Source organism: Phenylobacterium sp., from assembly GCF_041920015.1.
In the GTDB taxonomy this organism is placed as follows: Bacteria; Pseudomonadota; Alphaproteobacteria; order Caulobacterales; family Caulobacteraceae; genus Phenylobacterium.
On sequence record NZ_JAYRST010000032.1, the window covers coordinates 1 to 18,735 of the forward strand.

14 protein-coding genes and 1 pseudogene are annotated in these 18,735 nt (G+C 67.4%); 7 read left to right on the forward strand and 8 right to left on the reverse strand.

Annotation, left to right across the window (positions count from 1 at the left end; translation table 11 throughout):
• Together ACE3TL_RS08735 and ACE3TL_RS08740 are read right to left on the reverse strand one after the other, a co-directional pair.
• Nucleotides 1-343 (reverse strand): annotated as a pseudogene (locus ACE3TL_RS08735) (TonB-dependent receptor); the annotation flags it as partial.
• A 282-nt stretch (nucleotides 344-625) separates the two neighbouring features.
• Nucleotides 626-2,416, reverse strand: a complete 1,791-nt coding sequence (locus ACE3TL_RS08740; RefSeq protein WP_374578328.1) for an amidohydrolase family protein — start codon at nucleotides 2,414-2,416, stop codon at nucleotides 626-628.
• A 236-nt stretch (nucleotides 2,417-2,652) separates the two neighbouring features.
• On the opposite strand from ACE3TL_RS08740, the gene sppA reads away from it, so the two are divergent.
• A complete protein-coding gene (gene sppA / locus ACE3TL_RS08745; RefSeq protein ID WP_374578329.1) occupies nucleotides 2,653-4,428 on the forward strand; it encodes a signal peptide peptidase SppA in 1,776 nt (591 codons plus the stop codon).
• Between the two features lie 4 nt (nucleotides 4,429-4,432).
• Here sppA and ACE3TL_RS08750 read toward each other — a convergent pair whose 3' ends face one another.
• Nucleotides 4,433-5,479 (reverse strand): retroviral-like aspartic protease family protein, encoded by a 1,047-nt coding sequence (locus tag ACE3TL_RS08750; protein ID WP_374578330.1) that lies wholly within the window; start codon nucleotides 5,477-5,479, stop codon nucleotides 4,433-4,435.
• A gap of 53 nt (nucleotides 5,480-5,532) precedes the next feature.
• On the opposite strand from ACE3TL_RS08750, the gene ACE3TL_RS08755 reads away from it, so the two are divergent.
• Together ACE3TL_RS08755 and ACE3TL_RS08760 are read left to right on the forward strand one after the other, a co-directional pair.
• Nucleotides 5,533-6,699 carry a 2OG-Fe(II) oxygenase gene (locus tag ACE3TL_RS08755; protein WP_374578331.1) on the forward strand — a complete coding sequence of 389 codons (1,167 nt, stop codon included), beginning with the start codon at nucleotides 5,533-5,535 and terminating at the stop codon, nucleotides 6,697-6,699.
• A 114-nt stretch (nucleotides 6,700-6,813) separates the two neighbouring features.
• Entirely contained in the window at nucleotides 6,814-7,623 is an 810-nt protein-coding gene (locus ACE3TL_RS08760) for a sulfotransferase domain-containing protein (RefSeq protein ID WP_374578332.1), read from the forward strand.
• Between the two features lie 93 nt (nucleotides 7,624-7,716).
• On the opposite strand, the gene ACE3TL_RS08765 is transcribed toward ACE3TL_RS08760, so the two are convergent.
• The gene (locus tag ACE3TL_RS08765) at nucleotides 7,717-10,818 is read right to left on the reverse strand and encodes a TonB-dependent receptor domain-containing protein (protein WP_374578333.1); all 3,102 of its coding nucleotides are present in this window, start codon (nucleotides 10,816-10,818) and stop codon (nucleotides 7,717-7,719) included.
• 439 nt (nucleotides 10,819-11,257) lie between these two features.
• On the opposite strand from ACE3TL_RS08765, the gene ACE3TL_RS08770 reads away from it, so the two are divergent.
• The 3 genes from ACE3TL_RS08770 (at nucleotide 11,258) to ACE3TL_RS08780 (ending at nucleotide 13,359) form a co-directional block, all read left to right on the forward strand.
• Complete coding sequence (locus tag ACE3TL_RS08770; RefSeq protein ID WP_374578334.1) at nucleotides 11,258-11,779, forward strand: hypothetical protein; 522 nt, start codon at nucleotides 11,258-11,260, stop codon at nucleotides 11,777-11,779.
• Between the two features lie 42 nt (nucleotides 11,780-11,821).
• Nucleotides 11,822-12,232 carry a TIGR01244 family sulfur transferase gene (locus ACE3TL_RS08775; RefSeq protein ID WP_374534003.1) on the forward strand — a complete coding sequence of 137 codons (411 nt, stop codon included), beginning with the start codon at nucleotides 11,822-11,824 and terminating at the stop codon, nucleotides 12,230-12,232.
• Between the two features lie 227 nt (nucleotides 12,233-12,459).
• Nucleotides 12,460-13,359 carry an MBL fold metallo-hydrolase gene (locus ACE3TL_RS08780; RefSeq protein ID WP_374578335.1) on the forward strand — a complete coding sequence of 300 codons (900 nt, stop codon included), beginning with the start codon at nucleotides 12,460-12,462 and terminating at the stop codon, nucleotides 13,357-13,359.
• On the opposite strand, the gene ACE3TL_RS08785 is transcribed toward ACE3TL_RS08780, so the two are convergent.
• Together ACE3TL_RS08785 and ACE3TL_RS08790 are read right to left on the reverse strand one after the other, a co-directional pair.
• Nucleotides 13,341-13,649, reverse strand: a complete 309-nt coding sequence (locus ACE3TL_RS08785; RefSeq protein WP_374578336.1) for a hypothetical protein — start codon at nucleotides 13,647-13,649, stop codon at nucleotides 13,341-13,343. The genes ACE3TL_RS08780 and ACE3TL_RS08785 overlap by 19 nt on opposite strands.
• A gap of 125 nt (nucleotides 13,650-13,774) precedes the next feature.
• Nucleotides 13,775-15,613 (reverse strand): long-chain-fatty-acid--CoA ligase, encoded by a 1,839-nt coding sequence (locus tag ACE3TL_RS08790; RefSeq protein WP_374578337.1) that lies wholly within the window; start codon nucleotides 15,611-15,613, stop codon nucleotides 13,775-13,777.
• A gap of 188 nt (nucleotides 15,614-15,801) precedes the next feature.
• Between ACE3TL_RS08790 and ACE3TL_RS08795 the strand changes: the two genes are divergently transcribed.
• The gene (locus ACE3TL_RS08795; protein ID WP_374578338.1) at nucleotides 15,802-16,980 is read left to right on the forward strand and encodes an NAD(P)/FAD-dependent oxidoreductase; all 1,179 of its coding nucleotides are present in this window, start codon (nucleotides 15,802-15,804) and stop codon (nucleotides 16,978-16,980) included.
• 140 nt (nucleotides 16,981-17,120) lie between these two features.
• Here the strand turns inward: ACE3TL_RS08795 and ACE3TL_RS08800 are convergent, their stop codons facing one another.
• A complete protein-coding gene (locus ACE3TL_RS08800) occupies nucleotides 17,121-18,623 on the reverse strand; it encodes an AAA family ATPase (RefSeq protein ID WP_374578339.1) in 1,503 nt (500 codons plus the stop codon).
• On the reverse strand, nucleotides 18,620-18,735 hold a 116-nt coding region (locus tag ACE3TL_RS08805), incomplete at its 5' end, for a pyridoxine 5'-phosphate oxidase C-terminal domain-containing protein (RefSeq protein ID WP_374578356.1). The genes ACE3TL_RS08800 and ACE3TL_RS08805, both read right to left, overlap by 4 nt.

Sequence of the window (18,735 nt, forward strand, 5' to 3'; positions counted from 1 at the left end):
GCAGCACCAGGGTGTTGCCGACGCCGAGGTTGCGCAGGTTCACCGAACCGACGTCGCCGCGGGCGCTGTTGCTGGAGTTGGGCAGGTAGCTCGAGTTGAAGCTGACGTCGCCCATCTGCGGGATGGACCGGAACAGGTCGTCGCCCGAGGTCGCCGCGACGCTGTCGAGCTGGGCCGCGTCGACCACGGTCACCGGGACGGCGGCCGTCACCTTGGCGCCTTCGATCTGCGAGCCGACGACGATGAGTTCCTCGACCTCGGCCCCGTCTTGAGCGGCGGCGGCGCCAGCGAAGGACAGCGCGCAAAGCGCCGAGGTCGCGAGCATGGCGTTACGCCAGGACATGCGAGTTTTCATTAGAGGACACCCCCACAACTATTGAGTGCATACTATCCGGGAAGCCCGAGGATGCTCGGACTCGGAACAATGCGCCAAACACACGATGCGCGATGCAACGTCACCCGCATAATGTTGCAGGAACGTCAAAATAACATGAACTGTGTCAATTAAGACACCAGCGTACGCTGGCAGTCGCGCCAACGCGTCACAGACTACGCGATTACTTGGACGCGACTACTCACGCCCGTTGCACAGGCGTGAGGATCATCGCTCACCCGATCGGCGACGTCAGAAGAAGCTCACATTGTCGATCTCGACCCACATCTTCTCGCCGGCCAGACGGCCGCCGTCGATGGTGACCTCGAGCGCATCGTCGCCCGTCCAGGGCCCGGAGCCGCCGCCGCGGCCGGAAACGCGCTTGAGCTCGGAGAACGGAACCTCGACGACTTTCCATTCAGTGCTAGAGCCGACCTGCGTCTCCCACCGGCCGTTCAGCGTGTTGACGCCGAATTCATAGGCGGCGCCGTCGCCGCGGATTTCGAACCGCACCCCCTTGAAGGGGCGGACATCGACCGGCTCGACCGAACCGCGGCTGAGCGGGATGATGACGCCGGCGTTGGCGTTGTCCTTGGCCGCCATGCGCGCGGCGATGCTGAGCGCATGATCGGTGGCGGTGCGGTTGATGACCTGCGCGACCTGCACGGTGCGGTCGATGCCGCCGTCCATGTCGTCCAGGCGCAAGGTGTCGTAGCTCGACCGGCTCTTGGCCCCTTCGAAGTCGTCGATCAGGGCGCCCTTGGCCTTGATGAGCGGCATGGACTTGGCGGTGTTGGCGGCGGGCAGCTTCACGCCGGGCCCATGCACCAGGACGCCGTCGACGAACACGCGATTCGTCTTGTGCACGTCGGCGATAGCCTTCCACGGCTCACCGTCGATCAACACCAGGTCCGCGCGCTTGCCGGCCTCGATGGTGCCGCGGTCGGCGAGTTCCCCCAGCACCTTGGCGCTGCTGGCCGTGCCCGCGATCAGGGCCTCCGACGGCGTCAGGCCCGCCCGGACCAGCAGTTCCATCTCGCGCAGGGTCGAAGCGCCGTGCGGCGTGCCCGGCATGCCCGCATCGGTCCCCAGCGCGATGGTCACGCCGGCGTCGTGCAGCACCTTCACGTTATGCAGCGCATAGCCGAACTTCACCTCGCCGCGGCGGCGGACCTCGGGATCGGCCGGCGGCTCGCCCTTGTCGGGATCATAGACCGCGAGGGTCGGCGCATAGGCGGTGCCGCCGGCCTTGATCGCATCGACCGTCGCCTGGTCGATCTCGCGGTCCTGCAGGCTGTGGGCGATGACGTCGACCTTGGCCCGGCCGGCGATGGCGCCGCGCTCGACCGTAACGGTGTGCGTCAGGACCTTGAGGTTGTTGCGATGCGCCTCATCGACCAGGGCGCTCAGCGTGCCTTCGTCCATGCTGGTGTTGTCGGCCGAGACGCCATAGCGCCAGCCGTCGGCGAACGCCTTGATGAAGTCGGGCTTGTAGGGAACGAGAGCCTTCACCTCCATCCGCGCGCCCTGGGGCGAGTTCACCCACTTGGTCGTGGCGCGGTCGGCCCAGTCGGCGCCGTGACCGCCCGGCGTGCTCATGCGCGCCACGAAGTTCACATGCGGCGAGGCCATGGAAGCGATCCAGCGGCGACGCGGTTCGAAGGATTCCGGCTGCTGGTGGAAGTCGTTCACCGTCGTGACGCCGGCGGCGATATAGGCGCTTGCGATCTCCGGCGAGATGCGCGGGCTGCCGCCCGGGGTCCAATGGGTGTGCACGTCGAAGAAGCCCGGCAACAGGGCTTTGCCCTTGGCGTCGATGACCAGGGCGCCGCGCGGCGCCTTCACCGACGGTCCGACCTCGGCGATCCGCCCGTCCCGGATCACGACCGTCGCCCGATGGGGCGCCGCGCCGGTGGCGTCGAAGACGGTCGCGCCGACAATGGCGACGGGGCGGTCGGCCGCAGCCGCCGGCAGGGCGGCGAGCAGGGCGCCGCCGACCAGCAAGGCCGCCGACGCCGACAGGAAGGTACGCTGTGAAGTCAAAAGACGCCTCGGATCGAAATTCATTGGGCCCGCATGCGGACATAATCAGGGCTTATGTGCCCTAGACGCAGGCTCCCCAGCAATCCCTACCTTCGAAGCGGGACTTTTTCGCGCAGGCCGCCCGCACGCCGCTCGACAGGGGCGCGGGCGGCTGCGATGGGCTCGCAAACCTCTTCATTTCAACGCAACCCGCGCCCATGTAGCCTGGGCCCTTCCCTCCCCTCGGCGGATCTTCGATGAAGCAGTTCCTGACCACCATGGCCGGCGTCTTCGCAGGCCTGGTGCTTTTCCTGGTCGGCGTGCCGTTCCTGCTGATCGTGATGGCGGCCGGCGCGGCCAAGCCTGCGCCGACGCCCTCGCATGCGGTGCTGGCGCTCGACCTGCGCGATCCGCTGACCGATCAGGATCCGGTCAATCCGTTCGCCTCGATCGGCCGCCGATCCATGTCGGTGATGTCGGTCATCGAGACGCTGGAGCGGGCCCGCAAGGACGGCAAGGTCAAGGCGGTGCTGGTGCGCCTGCCCGAAGGCGGCATGACCCCGGCCTCTGCCGACGAGATCCGCCTCGCGCTCAAGAAGTTCCGCGCCGCCGGCAAGGCCGTCTATGCGCACAGCCAGGGCCTCTACCCCTCCGGCATGGTCGCCTCGACCTACATGCTGGGTTCGGCGGCCGACGAGTTCTGGATGCAGCCCGGCGCCTCGCTGCAAGTCACCGGCGTCGCCAGCGAGGACCTGTTCCTCAAGCGCTTCTTCGACAAGTACGGCGTCAAGGCCGACTACGAACAGCGCTACGAGTTCAAGAACGCGGTCAATCCGTACCTCTACAGTGATTACACTCCTGCGCACCGCGAAGCCCAGCTCTCCTGGATGGGCTCGATCTACGGCGCGACCCTGCTGAACGCCGCCGGCGACCGCAAGCAACAGCCCCAGGCGCTGCGCGCCAGTCTCGAAGGCGGCCCCTACCAGGCCGAGGACGCGCTGAAACTGAAGCTGATCGACAAGGTCGGCCAGGTGAAGGACGCCGAAACCGCCATCCTGGCCAAGGCCGGCAAGGGCGCGGAACTGGTCGAGTTCGAGAAGTACATGCGTGCCAGCCGCGAGCGCGTGCCGCGTCCAGGCCCGGCCATCGCGATCGTGGAGGGCGAAGGGGCGATCATGACCGGGCGGGACGGCACGGCCAATCCGTTCTCCTCGTCCTCGGCCATGTATTCCGACGACATCTCCGAAGCGCTCTACGACGCCATCGAGGACAAGGACGTGAAGGCCATCGTCTTCCGCGTCTCCTCGCCTGGCGGCTCCGACACCGCCTCCGAACAGATCCTGGCCGCGGTCCGCGCGGCGAAGGCGGCCAAGAAGCCGGTGGTAGTCTCGATGGGCGCCTATGCGGCGTCGGGCGGCTATTGGATCTCCAGCGAGGCTTCGGCCATCGTCGCCCAGCCCACCACCCTGACCGGCTCAATCGGCGTGTTCGGCGGCAAGTTCGTCCTGGGCCCGGCGCTCGAACGCTTCGGCGTCGACGTGCGCCAGTTGAGCGTCGGCGGCGACTACGCCGGGGCCTTCGGGACCGGCAGCGAGATGAACCAGGCCCAGCGCGCGGCTTTCGCCGGCTGGATGGACCGCATCTACGACAACTTCGTCGCCCGCGTGTCCGAGGGCCGCAAGCTGCCCGCCGAGCGCGTGCGCGAGATCGCCAAGGGCCGGGTCTGGACCGGCGTCCAGGCGCGCGAACTCGGCCTGGTCGACGAGGTCGGCGGCTTCTACCAGGCGGTCGACAAGGCCAAGGCCCTGGCCGGGCTTTCCGGCGATGTCCGGCTGAAGCGGATGACCACCCAGGTCTCGCCGTTCCAGGCCCTGGAGAGCGCCTTCGGCGTCTCGGCGACCTCGATCCGCACCCTGGCCGCCGCCGCCTGGCTGATGGGCGACCCGCGCGCCCAGGGCGTGCTCGACCAGATGGCCCAGGAACGCCTGCGCAGCTCCGGCGCCACCGTCCTGGCGCCGACGCCGGTCAGGTAGGGACTCAGCGCCTCGGGCGGGCCGGCGCGCGGAATATGACGCGGCGGTTGGAGAAATCGAGCTCGATCGCCTCGAAGTGGCGCATGACGTCGATGCCGATCAGGATCGCCGGCCGGTCGTCGAGCTCCCAGAGCTTGAAGATGTGCAGGTCGGCGAAGACGGCCGACAGGTTGCCGATGCTGAGGCCCCCCATCCGCAGCGGCGGCACGGTCGACAGTTCGCCCTGGGCCCGCTGGCCCGTGACGCTGATGAGCTCCACCATCGAGACCTGAGCCGTCAGGGCGAAAGGCGTCACCTTCAGCCGCTGGTGCAGTTGCAGATTCCCGACCGTGTTCTGGGAGCCGGAGTCCAGAAAGGCCGTGACCGGCACGCCGCCCATGTCCGCATCGATGATGATCAACTGGCCGAAGCGATAGCGCGCAGGCACCACCACCACGTTCTCCAGCGCCGCCGCCTCGGCGGCGTTGTCGCGCAGGCGGCTGTCCGAGGCGTTGCGGTTGGTCGCCGGCTCATCGTCAGGCTTGCCGATCGTGAAGGTGTTCTGCCGGAAATCCATCGCCACGCGGCGGTTCTTCAGGACGTCCACCCCCAGCAGACCCGCAGCCCCCAGCCGCGCCTGCTCCAGCATCGGCGCGCGAAGCCGCCCCGTTGAAACGCGCCCCACGTCCAGCCGGCCGATCGTGACGGTCTCGGAGGGTTCGACCCCCGCGATACCGTGGATCTGCGCCTTGCCGGCCGTCGGCAGGCCGAGGGCGAGCGCCACTTCACGCGCGATGACCGTGCGGTTCGCGCCGGTGTCTATGACGAAATCGAAAGGCCCCTGACCGTTGATGCGCACCGGCGCGGTCATTCGGCGGGCGGCGTCCGCGCTCGAATCGAGCTGCGCCGCATCGTCGCCGCCAGGCGGCGCCTGATCGGCCAGATTGACGAGGATCGGCGGCGGCCGCAGCGCCGCCCCGGCGCAAGCGGCCGTCGTCAGGCTGGCGCCGATGATCGTCACGGCTCTTCTGCGGTTCCAGACGCCGTCCACCTCGCCTCCCGCCTTCGACATGCTCATCGCGCGACATGGTTTCCCGCAGAGCCCCGGCCTTGTAGAACAAGACCATGAGAACATTCGACGAAGTCCTGGCCGCCGCCAAGGCCGGGGACGCCGTTTCCCAGGACCTTCTCGCCCAGGCCATGGAGCAGATGGGGCGGCTGGACGAGGCGCTGTCCTGGTGGATGGAAGCGGCCAAGCGCGGCCATCCAGGCGCGCACGCTAAGCTCGGCCTGTGGCAGCTCGTCGGATTCCAGATTCCCCAGAACATCGCCCAGGGGGTCGAGCGCATCCATGCCGCCGCGCGGGCCGGCGACGACCTGGGCCTGGCCCTGGCCTGCGTGGTCGACAGCGGCGGGGTCGGCGTGGAACCCAACTTCCGACAGGCGCTGGACTGGCTGGTCATGGCCGCGAAACGCGGCGATCCGCGCGCGGCGACCCAACTGGCCCTCCTGGCCGGCCTGGAGGGAGACATCGGCCCGATGTCGCAGGCCGCCCTGGCGATCGCCCGCGCCGCGGACTTCGAGCCGGCCCGCCGCATCCTGAACGGCGCTCGCGTCACGGCGATCCCGGTCGATTTCGACGCCCTGGCGGCGGCGGCCGACCTCACCGTCTTCGAGGCGCCTCGGGAGCGCGAGACCCTGAGCGAGGCGCCGGCCATCTCCATCGTCCGCGACCTGCTGGCCCCGGAGTTTCGCACCTATGTCACCGCGCTCGCCGAACCTGCGCTGCGGCGAGGCATGATCGTCAACGAGGCGGGCGGCGAAAGCATCGAGGACGTCCGCTCCAACCGCGTCATGCATTTCGGCCTGGCCGACAGCGATGTGGTGCTGGAACTGATCAATCATCAGCTCGCCGCCATCGCCGACCTGCCGGTCGAGAACGGCGAGGGCCTCGGCGTGCTGCACTATGCGCCTGGCGAGCGATATGCGCCGCACGTCGACTATATCCCTGAGACGCCGGCCAACGCCGCTCACCTCGCGGCGCGCGGTCAGCGGGTGCGGACCGTCCTCGTCTATCTGAACGATGAGTTCGAAGGCGGAGCGACCGAGTTTCCACGGCTCGACCTCAAGATCAGGCCGTCGGCCGGCTCGGTCCTGACGTTCGATAGCGTCACTCCAGGCGGCGCTGTCGACCCGATGACCCTGCATACCGGCGCAGCCCCGACGAGCGGCGAGAAGTGGATCATCTCGAAATGGTTCCGCACCAAGGCCCTGCGCCCGCCGCCGCTCTAAATCAGGCATGTAGATCGCGTGCGGGCGGGCGAACCGCTCACACTTCGCCCTAACGCGCTCTGAAGCGCCGTTTCCCACGCCGCCTGAAGACGGCTATCTCAATCATCTAATCTCATGGAGGCGGATGTGGTGCTGGCGGCCAAGGTCATAAGCAGGCCCGATACCCTCGGAGCGGAGGTCCAGAAGTTCAGCCATACGCCGCTGCGCCGGACCGCGTTCCTGAACAGCGTACCCAAGTGCGGCACGCACCTGTTGCGCAACATCGTCCGGATGTTCGTGCCGCCCCAGCAGCACTACGACCGTGAATTCATCCAGATCCCAAACCTGGAGCAGCACAAGGCCGCGCTGCATCCGCAGCGGCCGATGTTCAGCGTCGGCCACCTGCTGTTCGCCGACATCTCGCTGATGGCCTTGAAGCACGCCAACAACGTCGTCCTGGTGCGCGACCCTTACGACTACGTCCTGGCCCGCACGCGCTTCAATCTGTCCGACCAGTTCGACCACCCGCAACAGAACCACCTGAAGAACGGCGCGGTCAGCGTCGAGCAGATGATGAACCTGGTGATCTTCGGCATACCCGGCCGAGGCCCCGCCTTGCGCGAAGTCTTCCTGTTCCACGCGGTCGCCTGGATGGGAACCGGCGTGCATGTGGTCCGCTACGAGGACATCGTCGAAAATCTGAACCGGCTGGAGTCCGCCGAGGCCGAAAGCTTCTTCGCCGATCTTCTGGCCAGGTTCGGCGTTGACACCCTGCCGCCCGATTGGCGGGGGCGCGTCCGTGTCGGCTCGGACCGTCGCCACAGCGCCACGGCGCGCGAGCACCTCTCCAGCGGTCAGACGATCCCCGAGACCTTGCCGGACACCCAGCGAAAGCTGGTCGACCACATGGCGCCAGGACTGCGCGAACTGCTGGGTTACGCCTGACGCGGCGCGACGGCGGCGCATCCTCTCCATTCGACAAAGAAAAAGGGCGGCGGACTTGAAGTCCGCCGCCCTAATTTCTGGATCAGACCGCTCTTAGAAGCGCAGCTTGATCGCGCCGAAGACCCGGCGGCCGACCACGTCGTAGGTGGACGGATCGGTGCCCGACTGGACGTTCGGAGCATAGACTTCCGGAGCCTTGTCGAAGGCGTTGTTCACGCCCAGCTTCAGCTCGACATTGTCGGTGACAGCCCAGGTGCCGGCGAAGTCCCAGTACCAGAGGGCGCTGACGCCGGTGAACTCGGTCTCGCCCGGGAATTCCACGTCGAGACGGTTGTCCATGGCGCCGATGTAGCGGCCGCGGGCGTTCAGCTTGAAGTCTTCGAACAGCGACCACTCGGCATTCACCGTGGCCTTCCACTTCGGGAAGCTCGTGCCAAGGCCGGCGCCGAAGTAGGAGATGGTGCCCGCGAAGTCGAGTTCCGGCACGCCGGCGATCGGGTCTTGCTGCTTGAACTCGATCACGTGAGTGATCAAGGCGTTCAGGCGGACGGAGCCCCACTTCGAGTCGGCGCCGAGCCATTCGGCGTCGAAGCCCCAGTCGAACTGGAAGTCCAGACCGCTCGACTGCTGCGTGCCGCCGTTGCTGGCGGTGAAGTAGCCGTCCGGGTCAGCCGGGTTGTAGACCCAGAGGATGTCGCCGCCGCCGCGGAACGGGCCCTGGCAATTCGCATCGTTGACGTCGTAGGTCGGGTTCGTGCCGTAGTAGTTGAAGCAAGCGGCCACGATCTGGTTCGGGGTCGGGGTCAGGATCGCCTTCTCGATCTTGATGTTATAGTAGTCCACCGAACCTTGCAGACGCGACAGCCACTGGTTTTCCCAGGGCGAGCGCCACACGACGCCGGCGGTGAAGGTCTTGCCTTCTTCCGGCTCGAGGTCGAGGTTCCCCGACAGGTCGACGCCGATCTGCGAGCCGGGCGTCTGGACGTAGTTGTCGACGCTGCCCGCCGTCACGCCTTGCGCGATGCAGAGCGCGCGGACCTGAGCGGCCGCCGCGCCGTGGCGGGCCTCGCTCGTCACCGAGCAGGGGTCGAAGTACTGCGGCGCCGAGCCGCCGCCGGCGAACAGTTCCGAGAAGTTCGGCTCACGCACCGACTGCTGATAGGATACGCGCGCCCGCAGCAGGTCGTTGATCGTCCAGTTCAGTTCGCCCTTGTAGGCCCACGAACCGCGCGGACCGACTTCGCGGCCCGTCAGCTTGTCGGCGAACTCGGCTTCCGAATAACGAGCGCCGAGCGACAGTTCCAGGTTCTGGACAAAGGGTTGGTCCTTGACCAGCGGGATCAGGACTTCACCGAACACGTCGCGGAACGAGTTGGTGCCCGCATCCGGGTCCTGCGTGTTGGCGCCCGACATCGGGCCCGAGGCCGCACCCGGATCGAAGTTGTATTCGAAGCCGCGGTATTCGACACCTAGCACGAAGGACAAGTCGCCGGCCGGCAGTTCGTAGACCGGGCCGGTGATGTAGGCCTGGGCGATCTGCTGCTTCATTTCCGTCGACAGGTTGACCTGAGCTGCCAGATATTGACGACAGGAAGCCGAGATCGGCTGACGACCGAAGATGTTGAAGCCGCCGTCGCAGATGCTGGCGCCGCCGTCGGCCGCTTCGATCAGGCCCTGCAGGCGCTGAGTATCCAGGTTGCCGGTCTGGGTCTCGTCGATCTCGGTGCGGCCTTCGGCCACCGAGGCTTCGAAGGTCAGGCCGGTGTCGCCGATCGGGCCACGCACGCCGGCCATAAACTGGACGACGGTGTTCTCGAAACGCGATTCACGCAGGCCAAGGTCGAGGGTCCGCTGGCGGATCAGGAACGGTTCGTTGGCGCCCGAGCCAGCCAGACGAATGTCGTCGCCCGTGCGGGTATTCAGCAGAGCGCGGAGATCTGGCGAAATGAACGGGTTCGTCACCGGGACGACCAGTTGCTGCACGATCTGGCAAGCCACGGTCCGAGTCGGATTGGCGTCCGTCGGGGACAGGCACTGGTTGTTAACCAGCGAAGTCACCACATCGCTCGAGCCGGCGGTCGCCGGGTTACGGCTGTTGACCGTCGGGAACGGCGTCGGCGCCAGGGCGGTGACAGCGGTGTATTCCGTCCAGCCGGCGTTCACGAAGAACTCGATGCCGTTATCCAGTTCGTAGTTCGTCTTGAACATGAACGAGTAGCGGTCCATCGGCAGGACCAGCAGGTTCACGTAGTCGAAGTTGTAGCTGTAAAGGTCCGGATACAGCGACTGGTTGACGGCGCCGTCGATCGGATAACGGAAGTTCTGGACATCCAGAGCGTTGTTGAACACGCCCTTGTAGAACAGCGAACCGTCCATGTTGAAGCCGAGCGTGCCCGAGCCGGCCGACACCTTGTCCGCGCTGACACCGTACGTGGCGAACAGGGCGTCGATGGCCGCCTCCGAGATCGCGTTGCCAGGGTTGACCCCCGCCGGGCCCTGCCAGAACAGCGCGCCTTCCGGCAGGAAGGAGGTCGTCGAGGTCGCGTTCTGCGAGAACGCACGCTGCGACTTCAGCAGGCTTTCACGGAACGAACGGTCGAAGCCGAACACCGCGTTGCCCTTACCGTCGGCGAAGTTGCCGCCGACCACCAGCGAGAACTGGTATTCCTTGGAGTCCCAGTTTTCCGTGGCGTTCGAGTAATTCGCGCGGAAGTCGACGCCTTCGAAGTTTCTCTTCAGCTTGACGTTGACCGCGCCGGCGATGGCGTCAGCGCCGTAGGCCGCGCCGGCGCCGCCGGTGATGACTTCGATGCCTTCGATCAGTGCCTGCGGGATGGTGTTCAAGTCGACCGTCATGGTGTTCGCAGACACCATCGGACGGCGGCCATCGATCAGGACGACGTTACGGTTCGCGCCGAAGCCGCGAAGGTCGATGTTCGACTGGCCGTTGTTGCCGGGGTTGTTCGAGGTCGAGCTGCCCGCCGGGTTAACCTGCGGCAGCGTGTTCAGATACATGTCGAGCGTGACGTCGGCGTTGGCCACGGTGGCTTCGCCGGAAACGGTCGCGATCGGGCTGTTGGCCACGTAGTCCTGACGGACGATACGCGAACCGGTGACGACGACTTCCTGGACTTCCTGTTCCTGGGCGCTGGCCGCAGTGGCCGAGAAGGCCACAAAGGCGGCGCCGCAGATCATGGAAGACGCCAGAAGGCGTTCCCGCGTGTTCATGATTTTCAAGGTCTAGATCCTCCAGCGGCCCGCCGACCAGACAGCGGCGATGCCAGCTCCCCACAAAAGGTTCGGTCCCAGGCTCGTAACGAACCCGGTTACGTTGGTGTTACGGGGCTTAAGCCGGAAGGGTCAACGCAGATTAAACTCCCGCAATGTTGAGAACACCAACCTGTCGCATTCTGGTCACAGAATGTGCCGCAAGGCGGCTTGCGCGCATATTTCTTCCCTTTTCAAACCCCGTCCTCAGCCAAGAACATGCGCCCGCTGGAAAGGAACTGGTAACATCTCCCGCATCGCGCCCCGCGCGGTGACATGTCGTTGAAGCCGGGCTCGAGGTAAAACGGCGGTTGCCGCGCCGCTCCGGTCACCTATCAATACGCGGGCAAACCGGAGAGCTTTCCAGATGCCGCCGCTTACGCGTCCCCTGCTGTTGGCCATCGGCCTCGCGGCTTTCGCCCTTGCGCCCGCAGGCGCCGAGGAACGGCCCGCCATCTTCAAGGGGCTGATGGACTGCAAGGCCATGACGGACCCGTCCGAGCGGCTCGCTTGCTATGACGCGGCGGTCGGGGCGCTCGACAGCGCCGAACAGAAGGGCGACATCGTGGTGGTCGACCGCGAGCAGGCCAAGGCCGTGCGCCGCCAGGCCTTCGGCTTCAGCCTGCCCTCGCTGGCCATGTTCGAGCGTGGCGAAAAGCCGGAAGAGCTGAACGAAGTCTCCCTGGCCGTCGAACGCGCCTACCGGAACGGCGAAGGCAAGTGGACCTTCGAACTCGAAGGCGGCGCGGTCTGGACGCAGAACGACAGCGAAACCCTGTTCAGGGAGCCTAAGAAGGGCTCGAAGGTCGAGATTCGAAAGGCCTCGATGGGCGGCTACTTCATGAATGTCGACGGCCAGCGCGCAATCCGCGCACGCCGGGTAAAATAGATCGCATCACCTTCAAGTCTCTAGAACGGCGCTACACTTCCCATGACCGAATTCCGCCACGTCACCGACCAGATTTCCGTCGCCCCCCAGATCGCCCTGGAGGATCTGCCGCGCGCGGCAGAGCTCGGCTTCAAGCTGGTGATCAACAATCGCCCGGACGGCGAGGAGCCCGGCCAGCCGACCGGAGCCGAGGTGGAAGCGGCCGCGCGGGCGGCGGGGCTCGACTATGTGCATATTCCGGTGCGGGGCGGGCCGACGCCGGACCAGGTCGAGGCGAATTATCGTGCAGTGGAGGCCGCGGAGGGGCCGGTCCTCGCCTTCTGCCGTTCGGGCACGCGTTCGATCGTCACCTGGTCGCTGGGCCAGTTCCAGGCCGACGAGCGCTCGCGCGAGGAATTGATCGAACTGGGGGCGCAAGCCGGCTACGATCTCTCCGGCGCTTTTCCGCGCTAGGCGTGGGGTTGCTCCAGCGAGATTCGGGCCGCGCCCATGGCGGCGGGCTCGGGTTCGCAACTGGCCACCGCCAGGACGAGTTGCGCCGCCAGGAGACAGAGAAGGGCGAAGGCCGCGCGCTGTAGCCGTTTTGAGACATAAATCGCCGTGTCCGCCGACATGACTGACCTCGCTGACCCGATTGGGTGGTCAGGGAGCAAGGCGGGCGCCATTTCAGGACCGCCTCGATGATTCCCTATGTCCGCGAAATCCAGTTCGAGTACGGCGCCTGCGATCAGGTTTCACCCCTGATCCGCCGGGTCGTCGCCAACAATCCCGGCCCCTTCACCTATCTGGGCACCGGCACCTACATCATCGGCAAGGGCGAGGTGGCGGTCATCGACCCGGGGCCGGACATGGCCGACCATCTCGACGCGCTGATGGCCGCGCTGGAGGGCGAGACGGTCACCCATATCCTGGTCACGCACCACCACACCGACCACTCTCCCCTCGCCCGCCCGCTCCAGGAGAAGACCGGGGCGAAGATCTACGGCTGCGCAGTCGGTGCGAAGGCGGGGGATTCGGCGGTGATCACCGAGGCCGGCCACGACCTCGACTTCTCCCCCGATATCGACATCTGCGGCGGCGGCGCGGTGTTCGAAGGACCTGGCTGGACGCTGGAGGCGATCGCCACGCCGGGCCACACCTCCAACCACATCTGCTTTGCGCTGAAGGAAGAGAACGCGCTGTTCTCCGGCGACCACATCATGGGCTGGTCGACCACCGTGGTCTCGCCGCCGGACGGCGACATGACCGCCTATATGGACAGCCTGGACAAGGTGAAGGCGCTGGACTTCGACATCCTCTGGCCGACCCACGGCCCGCCGGTCCGCGACGTCGCCCCGTTCATCGACGCCTATATCGCCCACCGCCGCGCCCGCGAGGCCCAGGTGCTGAAGGCGCTGGCCGACGGCCACGGGCGGATCAAGGATATGATCCCGACCCTCTATGCGGAGGTCGACAAGCGCCTGTGGCCGGCGGCCGCGCGGTCCGTGCTCGGCCACATGATCGACCTGGTCCGCCGCGGGATCGTCGTCACCGACGCCCCCGAGCCGGGCCTGGACAGCGACTACCGGCTCGCGGGCTGAACCTCGGCAGCCGCCGGCTGGACGAGGGGCGAGCCGGCGCTGCGTTCCCAGACATAGGCGAACAGGGTCGCGGTGGTGATCACCAGCGCCAGCAGCGCGCGCATCCAGAAGCGCGGAAAGCCCGCCGCCAGGGCGGCCACCACGCCGAACACGCCCGCGACCACGCTGGCCAGGGCGATCTGAGGGGCGAGGTCGAAGAGAACGCCCTGCAAGGCGTAGGGATCGCGGCCGAGCCCCAGCCTGGGCGCCAGGGTTCCGACCGCGACCATGGCGGCCGGGGCCAGGGCCACGGCCGTCGCAAGGTGCAGATAGATGTCGGCGAAGCCGTGCGAGACCGAGCGCCGCGCGCGGACGCTTCGGCCTTCCCGCAGCGCAGGCGCCGCAGGCTGAGCCGCCGGCGGCGGCTCAGTCGCACTCAGCTCCGCCGAAAAGGGCGCACGGCGTCCGCCGGGGCCTCCCCTTCCGCCGGCTCGGCGCGCGTGCGGTCGAGCGTCTGGTCGGGGCCGGGCGTCCAGTGCAGCCACGCGCCGTCGTCGTCATGGTCATGGTGCGCCACCGGAGCGGGCGCCGGCTCGGGCGCATAGATCTTGGGCTCCGGCGACATGGCCAGGGCGGCCGAACCGCCGGCCGCGGCCGTCGGCAGGACATAGTCTTTCATACGGTCGCGGATCAGCTTCTTGTCGATCTTGCCGGTCGCGCCCAGCGGGATGTCGTCCACGAAGGCGACGTCGTCGGGCATCCACCACTTGGCGATCTTGCCGTCGAGGAATTGCAGGAACTCCTCCTTGGCCGCCGCCTCCCCGGCCTTGAGCTTGACCAGCAGCAGCGGGCGCTCGTCCCACTTCGGGTGGGCGACGCCGATGACCGCGGCCAGTTCGGCCTTCGGATGGCCCGCCGCGAGGTTCTCGATCTCGATGGAGGAAATCCATTCGCCACCGGACTTGATCACGTCCTTGGCGCGGTCGGTGATCTGCATGAAGCCATGCTCGTCCAGTGTGGCCACGTCCCCGGTGTCGAAATAGCCCTCGTCGTCGAGGATCTTGCCGCCTTCGGCCTTGAAGTACTGGCCCACCACGAACGGGCCGGAGACCTTCAGCCGCCCGAAGGTGTGGCCGTCGTGCGGCAGGTCCTTGTCCTCGTCATCGACCAGCTTGAGCTGGATGCCGAGCGGTGGGCGGCCCTGTTTCAGCTTGAACTGGAGCTGGGCCTCGGGGTCCATCTGTTCGATGGCCGCATTGGGCGTGGCCTGGGTGCCCAGCGGCGAGGTCTCGGTCATGCCCCAGGCATGGGTGACATCGACGCCGAACTCGTCACGGAAGCCGCGCACGATGCTCTCGGGCACCGCCGAACCGCCGATGACGACGCGCTTGAGGGTGGTCAGCTTGCCCTTGCTGGCGCGCAGGTGCTGCAGCAGCATCTGCCAGACCGTCGGCACCGCGGCCGAGAAGGTCACGCCTTCGCTCTCCAGCAGTTCGTGCACCGAGGCGCCGTCCAGCTTCTGGCCCGGCATGACCAGCTTGGCGCCCACGGCCGGCGCGGAGAAAGCCAGGCCCCAGGCGTTGGCGTGGAACATCGGCACCACCGGCAGCACCGTGTCCGTCGCCTTGATGCCCAGCACGTCGGACCCCATGGTCACCAGCGTGTGGATGAAGTTCGAGCGGTGCGAGTAGAGCACGCCCTTCGGATTGCCCGTTGTGCCCGAGGTGTAGCAGAGCCCGGCGGCGGTGTTCTCGTCGAACCCGCCCCACTTGGCGTCGCTGGACGCCTCGGCGATCAGGGTCTCGTAGGCCAGGGCGCCGGGCAGTTGATCGCCCAGGTTCGCCTCGTCCGACAGGACGATGATGTGCTTCACGCCAGGGATCTGGTCGCGGATGCCCGCGAGGATCGGCAGGAAGGTCAGGTCCGTCAGGATGACCTTATCCTCGGCGTGATTGATGATGTAGACGAGCTGTTCGGCGAACAGGCGGGGGTTGAGCGTGTGGCAGACCGCCCCGATCCCCATGATGCCGTACCAGGCCTCGATGTGGCGGCCGGTGTTCCAGGCCAGGGTCGCCACCCGATCGCCCGGCTGCATGCCCAGGCCGATCAGGACGTTGGAGACGCGCTTGGCCCGTTCGTGGATCTGCGCATAGGTCGTGCGCACGATCGGCCCCTCGACCGAACGGCTGACGACTTCGCGATCGCCATGCCAAGCCTGGGCGTGGTTCAGGATCTTGTCGACCGTCAGCGGCCAGTCCTGCATCAAGCCTTGCATCCAAACTCCTCCCGACATGGCTTTTATGAATGATTGCAAGCTAGATTCACCAAGTGTGCAATGCAACGCGGCGCTCGCTGAACGCGACTCTTTCCCTCGCTGCATCCTGCCGCGAGCCGGGCGATTGACTTTGCCGGCGCGCTCCTATCGAACGGCGCGCTTGCCGTCCCTGTCTTAAAGAGGTCCCGGTGGATCAGTTCGACGTCGTGGTGATCGGCGCTGGCGCGGCGGGCATGATGTGCGCCATCGAGGCGGGCAAGCGCGGACGGCGCGTATTGGTGATCGACCACGCCGCAGCGCCCGGCGAGAAGATCCGCATCTCCGGCGGCGGCCGGTGCAACTTCACCAACATCAACGCCGCCCCGGCCAATTTCCTCTCGGCCAACCCGCATTTCGCGATCTCGGCCCTGCGCCGCTACACGGCCAAGGATTTCGTCGCCTGGGTCGAGCGCGAGGGGATCGCCTATCACGAAAAGACCCTTGGCCAGCTCTTCTGCGACGGCTCGGCCAAGGAGATCATCGCCATGCTGACCCGCGCCATGCAGGCGGCCGGCGTCACGCTGCGGCTGAAGACCACCGTCGAGCGGGTGGAGCAAGAGGACGAGGGCTTTTCGCTGGCGACCAGCGGCGGGCCGGTGCGCTGCGCCTCTCTGGTCGTCGCCACCGGCGGCAAGTCGATCCCGAAGATGGGCGCCACGGGCTTCGGCTACGAGATCGCGCGACAGTTCGGGCTGAACGTCGTGGAGACGCGCCCCGCCCTCGTGCCCTTGACCTTCGAGGTCGGGATGCTGGAGCGGCTGAAGCCGTTGGCCGGCGTCTCGACCGATGCGGTCGTCGCCTGCGGCAAGACCAAGTTCGCCGAGGCCATACTGTTCACCCACCGCGGCCTCTCGGGCCCGGCGATCCTGCAGATCTCGTCCTACTGGCGCGAGGGCCAGGCGATCACAGTCTCCATGGCGCCCGGCGTCGACATCGCCGGGGCTCTGAAGGCCGCGCGCCAAAGCCGCGGCAGGCAGGCGGCGCTCACCGTGCTTTCCGAACACCTGCCCCGACGGCTGGCGCAGATGATCCTGGAAGAGGCCGCCGCCCCGACCAACGCCGGCGACCTCTCCGACAAGGCCATCGGCCGCATCGACGCGGCGGTGAACGCCTGGACCGTGAAGCCGGTCGGCTCGGAAGGCTACCGCACGGCCGAGGTGACGCTGGGCGGCGTCGACACGAACGGCCTCGATTCCAAGACCCTGCAAGCCAAGGCCGTCCCGGGCCTCTACTTCATCGGCGAGGTCGTCGACGTCACCGGCTGGCTCGGCGGTTATAACTTCCAGTGGGCCTGGTCGTCCGGCTGGGTCGCGGGGCAGGCGGCGTAGTCGCGACAAATTCCTCCCCCGCTGGGGGAGGTGGATCGGCGCAAAGCGCCGAGACGGAGGGGGCCTGCTGCAGGAGTCGAAGCCCTCTCACCCGGCCATTCGGCCGGGAGCTCCCCCAGCGGGGGAGCAATGATTCCGCCCTAAGGCAGCGGTGAGCCGCCGTGCTCGATGGACCAGGCCTCGGCTGCGTCCTGGGCCGGGCCGGAGGCGTCGATGCGGACCCAGTCGATCGGGCCGACATCGCGTTCGAGCTGCATGCGCAGGGTGGCGACCGTGGCGTCGGAGGCGTCGCCTTCCCGCCCCTCGATCCGCTGGGCCAGCACTTCGGGCGCGGCCCCCAGCCAGACGCCGTGGAAAGGCACGCCCGCCTCGCGGGCCAAGGCTTCGGCGCGGCCACGCAGCTCCGGCTGGATGAAGGTGGCGTCGACCACCACGGCGCGGCCGGCGTCCAGCAACGCGCGGGCCTCGGCGAAGAGGCTGTCATAGACCTCGTTGTAGAACGCTGGCGAATAGACGCTGGACGGCAGCGAGGCCTGTGGCGGTGCGCCCAGCAGGCGCTTTCTCACCTCGTCGGTGCGCAGCACTACCGCGCCGGGCGAGGCGCCCAGGCCCGGCGCGATCAACCGCGCGAAGGTCGACTTGCCCGAGCCGGACAACCCGCCCACCGCGGTCAGCCTCGGCGGCGGCGGGTTAAGATGGCGCAGGCCCGCCTCCAGATAGGCGCTGGCGGCCTCGAGGTCGCCGCTGTGGGCCTGGACGTGAGCGCGCACGCCCGCCCGCACCGCCATCATCAGCGGCAGGGCGCGAAGCCCGTCCAGCAGGCCGACGCCGAAGTGGCGCAGCCCTTCGTCCAGATAGGCCGACAGCGCCCGCACCGCCGCGTCCCGGCGACGGCGGAAATCGAGGTCCATCAACAGGAAGGCCAGGTCGTACTGGATGTCGATGTCCGAGAGGATGTCGTTGAACTCGATGCAATCGAACAGGACCGGGCGGCCGTCCTCCAGCAGGATGTTCCCCAGGTGCAGGTCGGCATGGCATTGGCGCGCGAAGCCGGTCTCGCGGCGCGCGTCCAACAGCGGCTCGCGACGGAAATACTCGGCGTCGGTGGCTGCGATCAAGGTCTCGACCCGCTCACGCCCCAGCTTCGGCGCCAGCTCCCGGAGCAGCTTGGCGTTCGAATCTATGGTGTATTTCAAGGCCTTGCCGCCGCCGCCCTGAGGGCGCAGTTCGGCGCGGGCGTGGACGCCCGCCACTTCGCGCCCCAGGGCCTCGGCGAGTTCGCCGTCTACCGCCCAGGGCTGAGCGGCCAGCACCGCGCCCTCGTCGAAACGGCGCATCTCCAAGGCGTATTCGACGCTCGCGCCGTCGCCGTCCAGCTCCAGCCGGCCGCTCCCCGTCCGGGTGATCCTGCGCACGGCGCGATAGATGTCGGAGGTGGCGGCGCGATTGAACCTCAGCTCGCGCTCCAGCGCCCAGAGCCGCCGCTCCAGGGTCGAATAGTCGAGAAACCCCAGGTCGACCCGCTTCTTGACCTTGAAGGCGGTGTCCCCGGCCAGGAACACCCAGGCGCAGCCGGTCTCGATCTTCCGCTCGGCCTGGCCTTCCAGCCAGGCGACGACCTCGGCCTCCTCGGCGTCCGTCAAGGATAGAGGCGCCGGGTGGTCCAGCCCCCCTCCGCGCGAACAAACACCAGGCGCTCGTGCAGGCGGAACGGGCGGTCGCGCCAGAACTCGATCACCTGCGGCGTCACGCGAA

Coding starts and splice junctions, on each gene's coding strand:
- sppA (WP_374578329.1), top strand. CDS start 2,653: ATGAAGCAGTTCCTGACCACCATGGCCGGCGTCTTCGCAGGCCTGGTG.
- ACE3TL_RS08750 (WP_374578330.1), bottom strand. CDS start 5,479: ATGTCGAAGGCGGGAGGCGAGGTGGACGGCGTCTGGAACCGCAGAAGA.
- ACE3TL_RS08755 (WP_374578331.1), top strand. CDS start 5,533: ATGAGAACATTCGACGAAGTCCTGGCCGCCGCCAAGGCCGGGGACGCC.
- ACE3TL_RS08760 (WP_374578332.1), top strand. CDS start 6,814: ATGGAGGCGGATGTGGTGCTGGCGGCCAAGGTCATAAGCAGGCCCGAT.
- ACE3TL_RS08765 (WP_374578333.1), bottom strand. CDS start 10,818: ATGATCTGCGGCGCCGCCTTTGTGGCCTTCTCGGCCACTGCGGCCAGC.
- ACE3TL_RS08770 (WP_374578334.1), top strand. CDS start 11,258: ATGCCGCCGCTTACGCGTCCCCTGCTGTTGGCCATCGGCCTCGCGGCT.
- ACE3TL_RS08775 (WP_374534003.1), top strand. CDS start 11,822: ATGACCGAATTCCGCCACGTCACCGACCAGATTTCCGTCGCCCCCCAG.
- ACE3TL_RS08780 (WP_374578335.1), top strand. CDS start 12,460: ATGATTCCCTATGTCCGCGAAATCCAGTTCGAGTACGGCGCCTGCGAT.
- ACE3TL_RS08790 (WP_374578337.1), bottom strand. CDS start 15,613: ATGCAAGGCTTGATGCAGGACTGGCCGCTGACGGTCGACAAGATCCTG.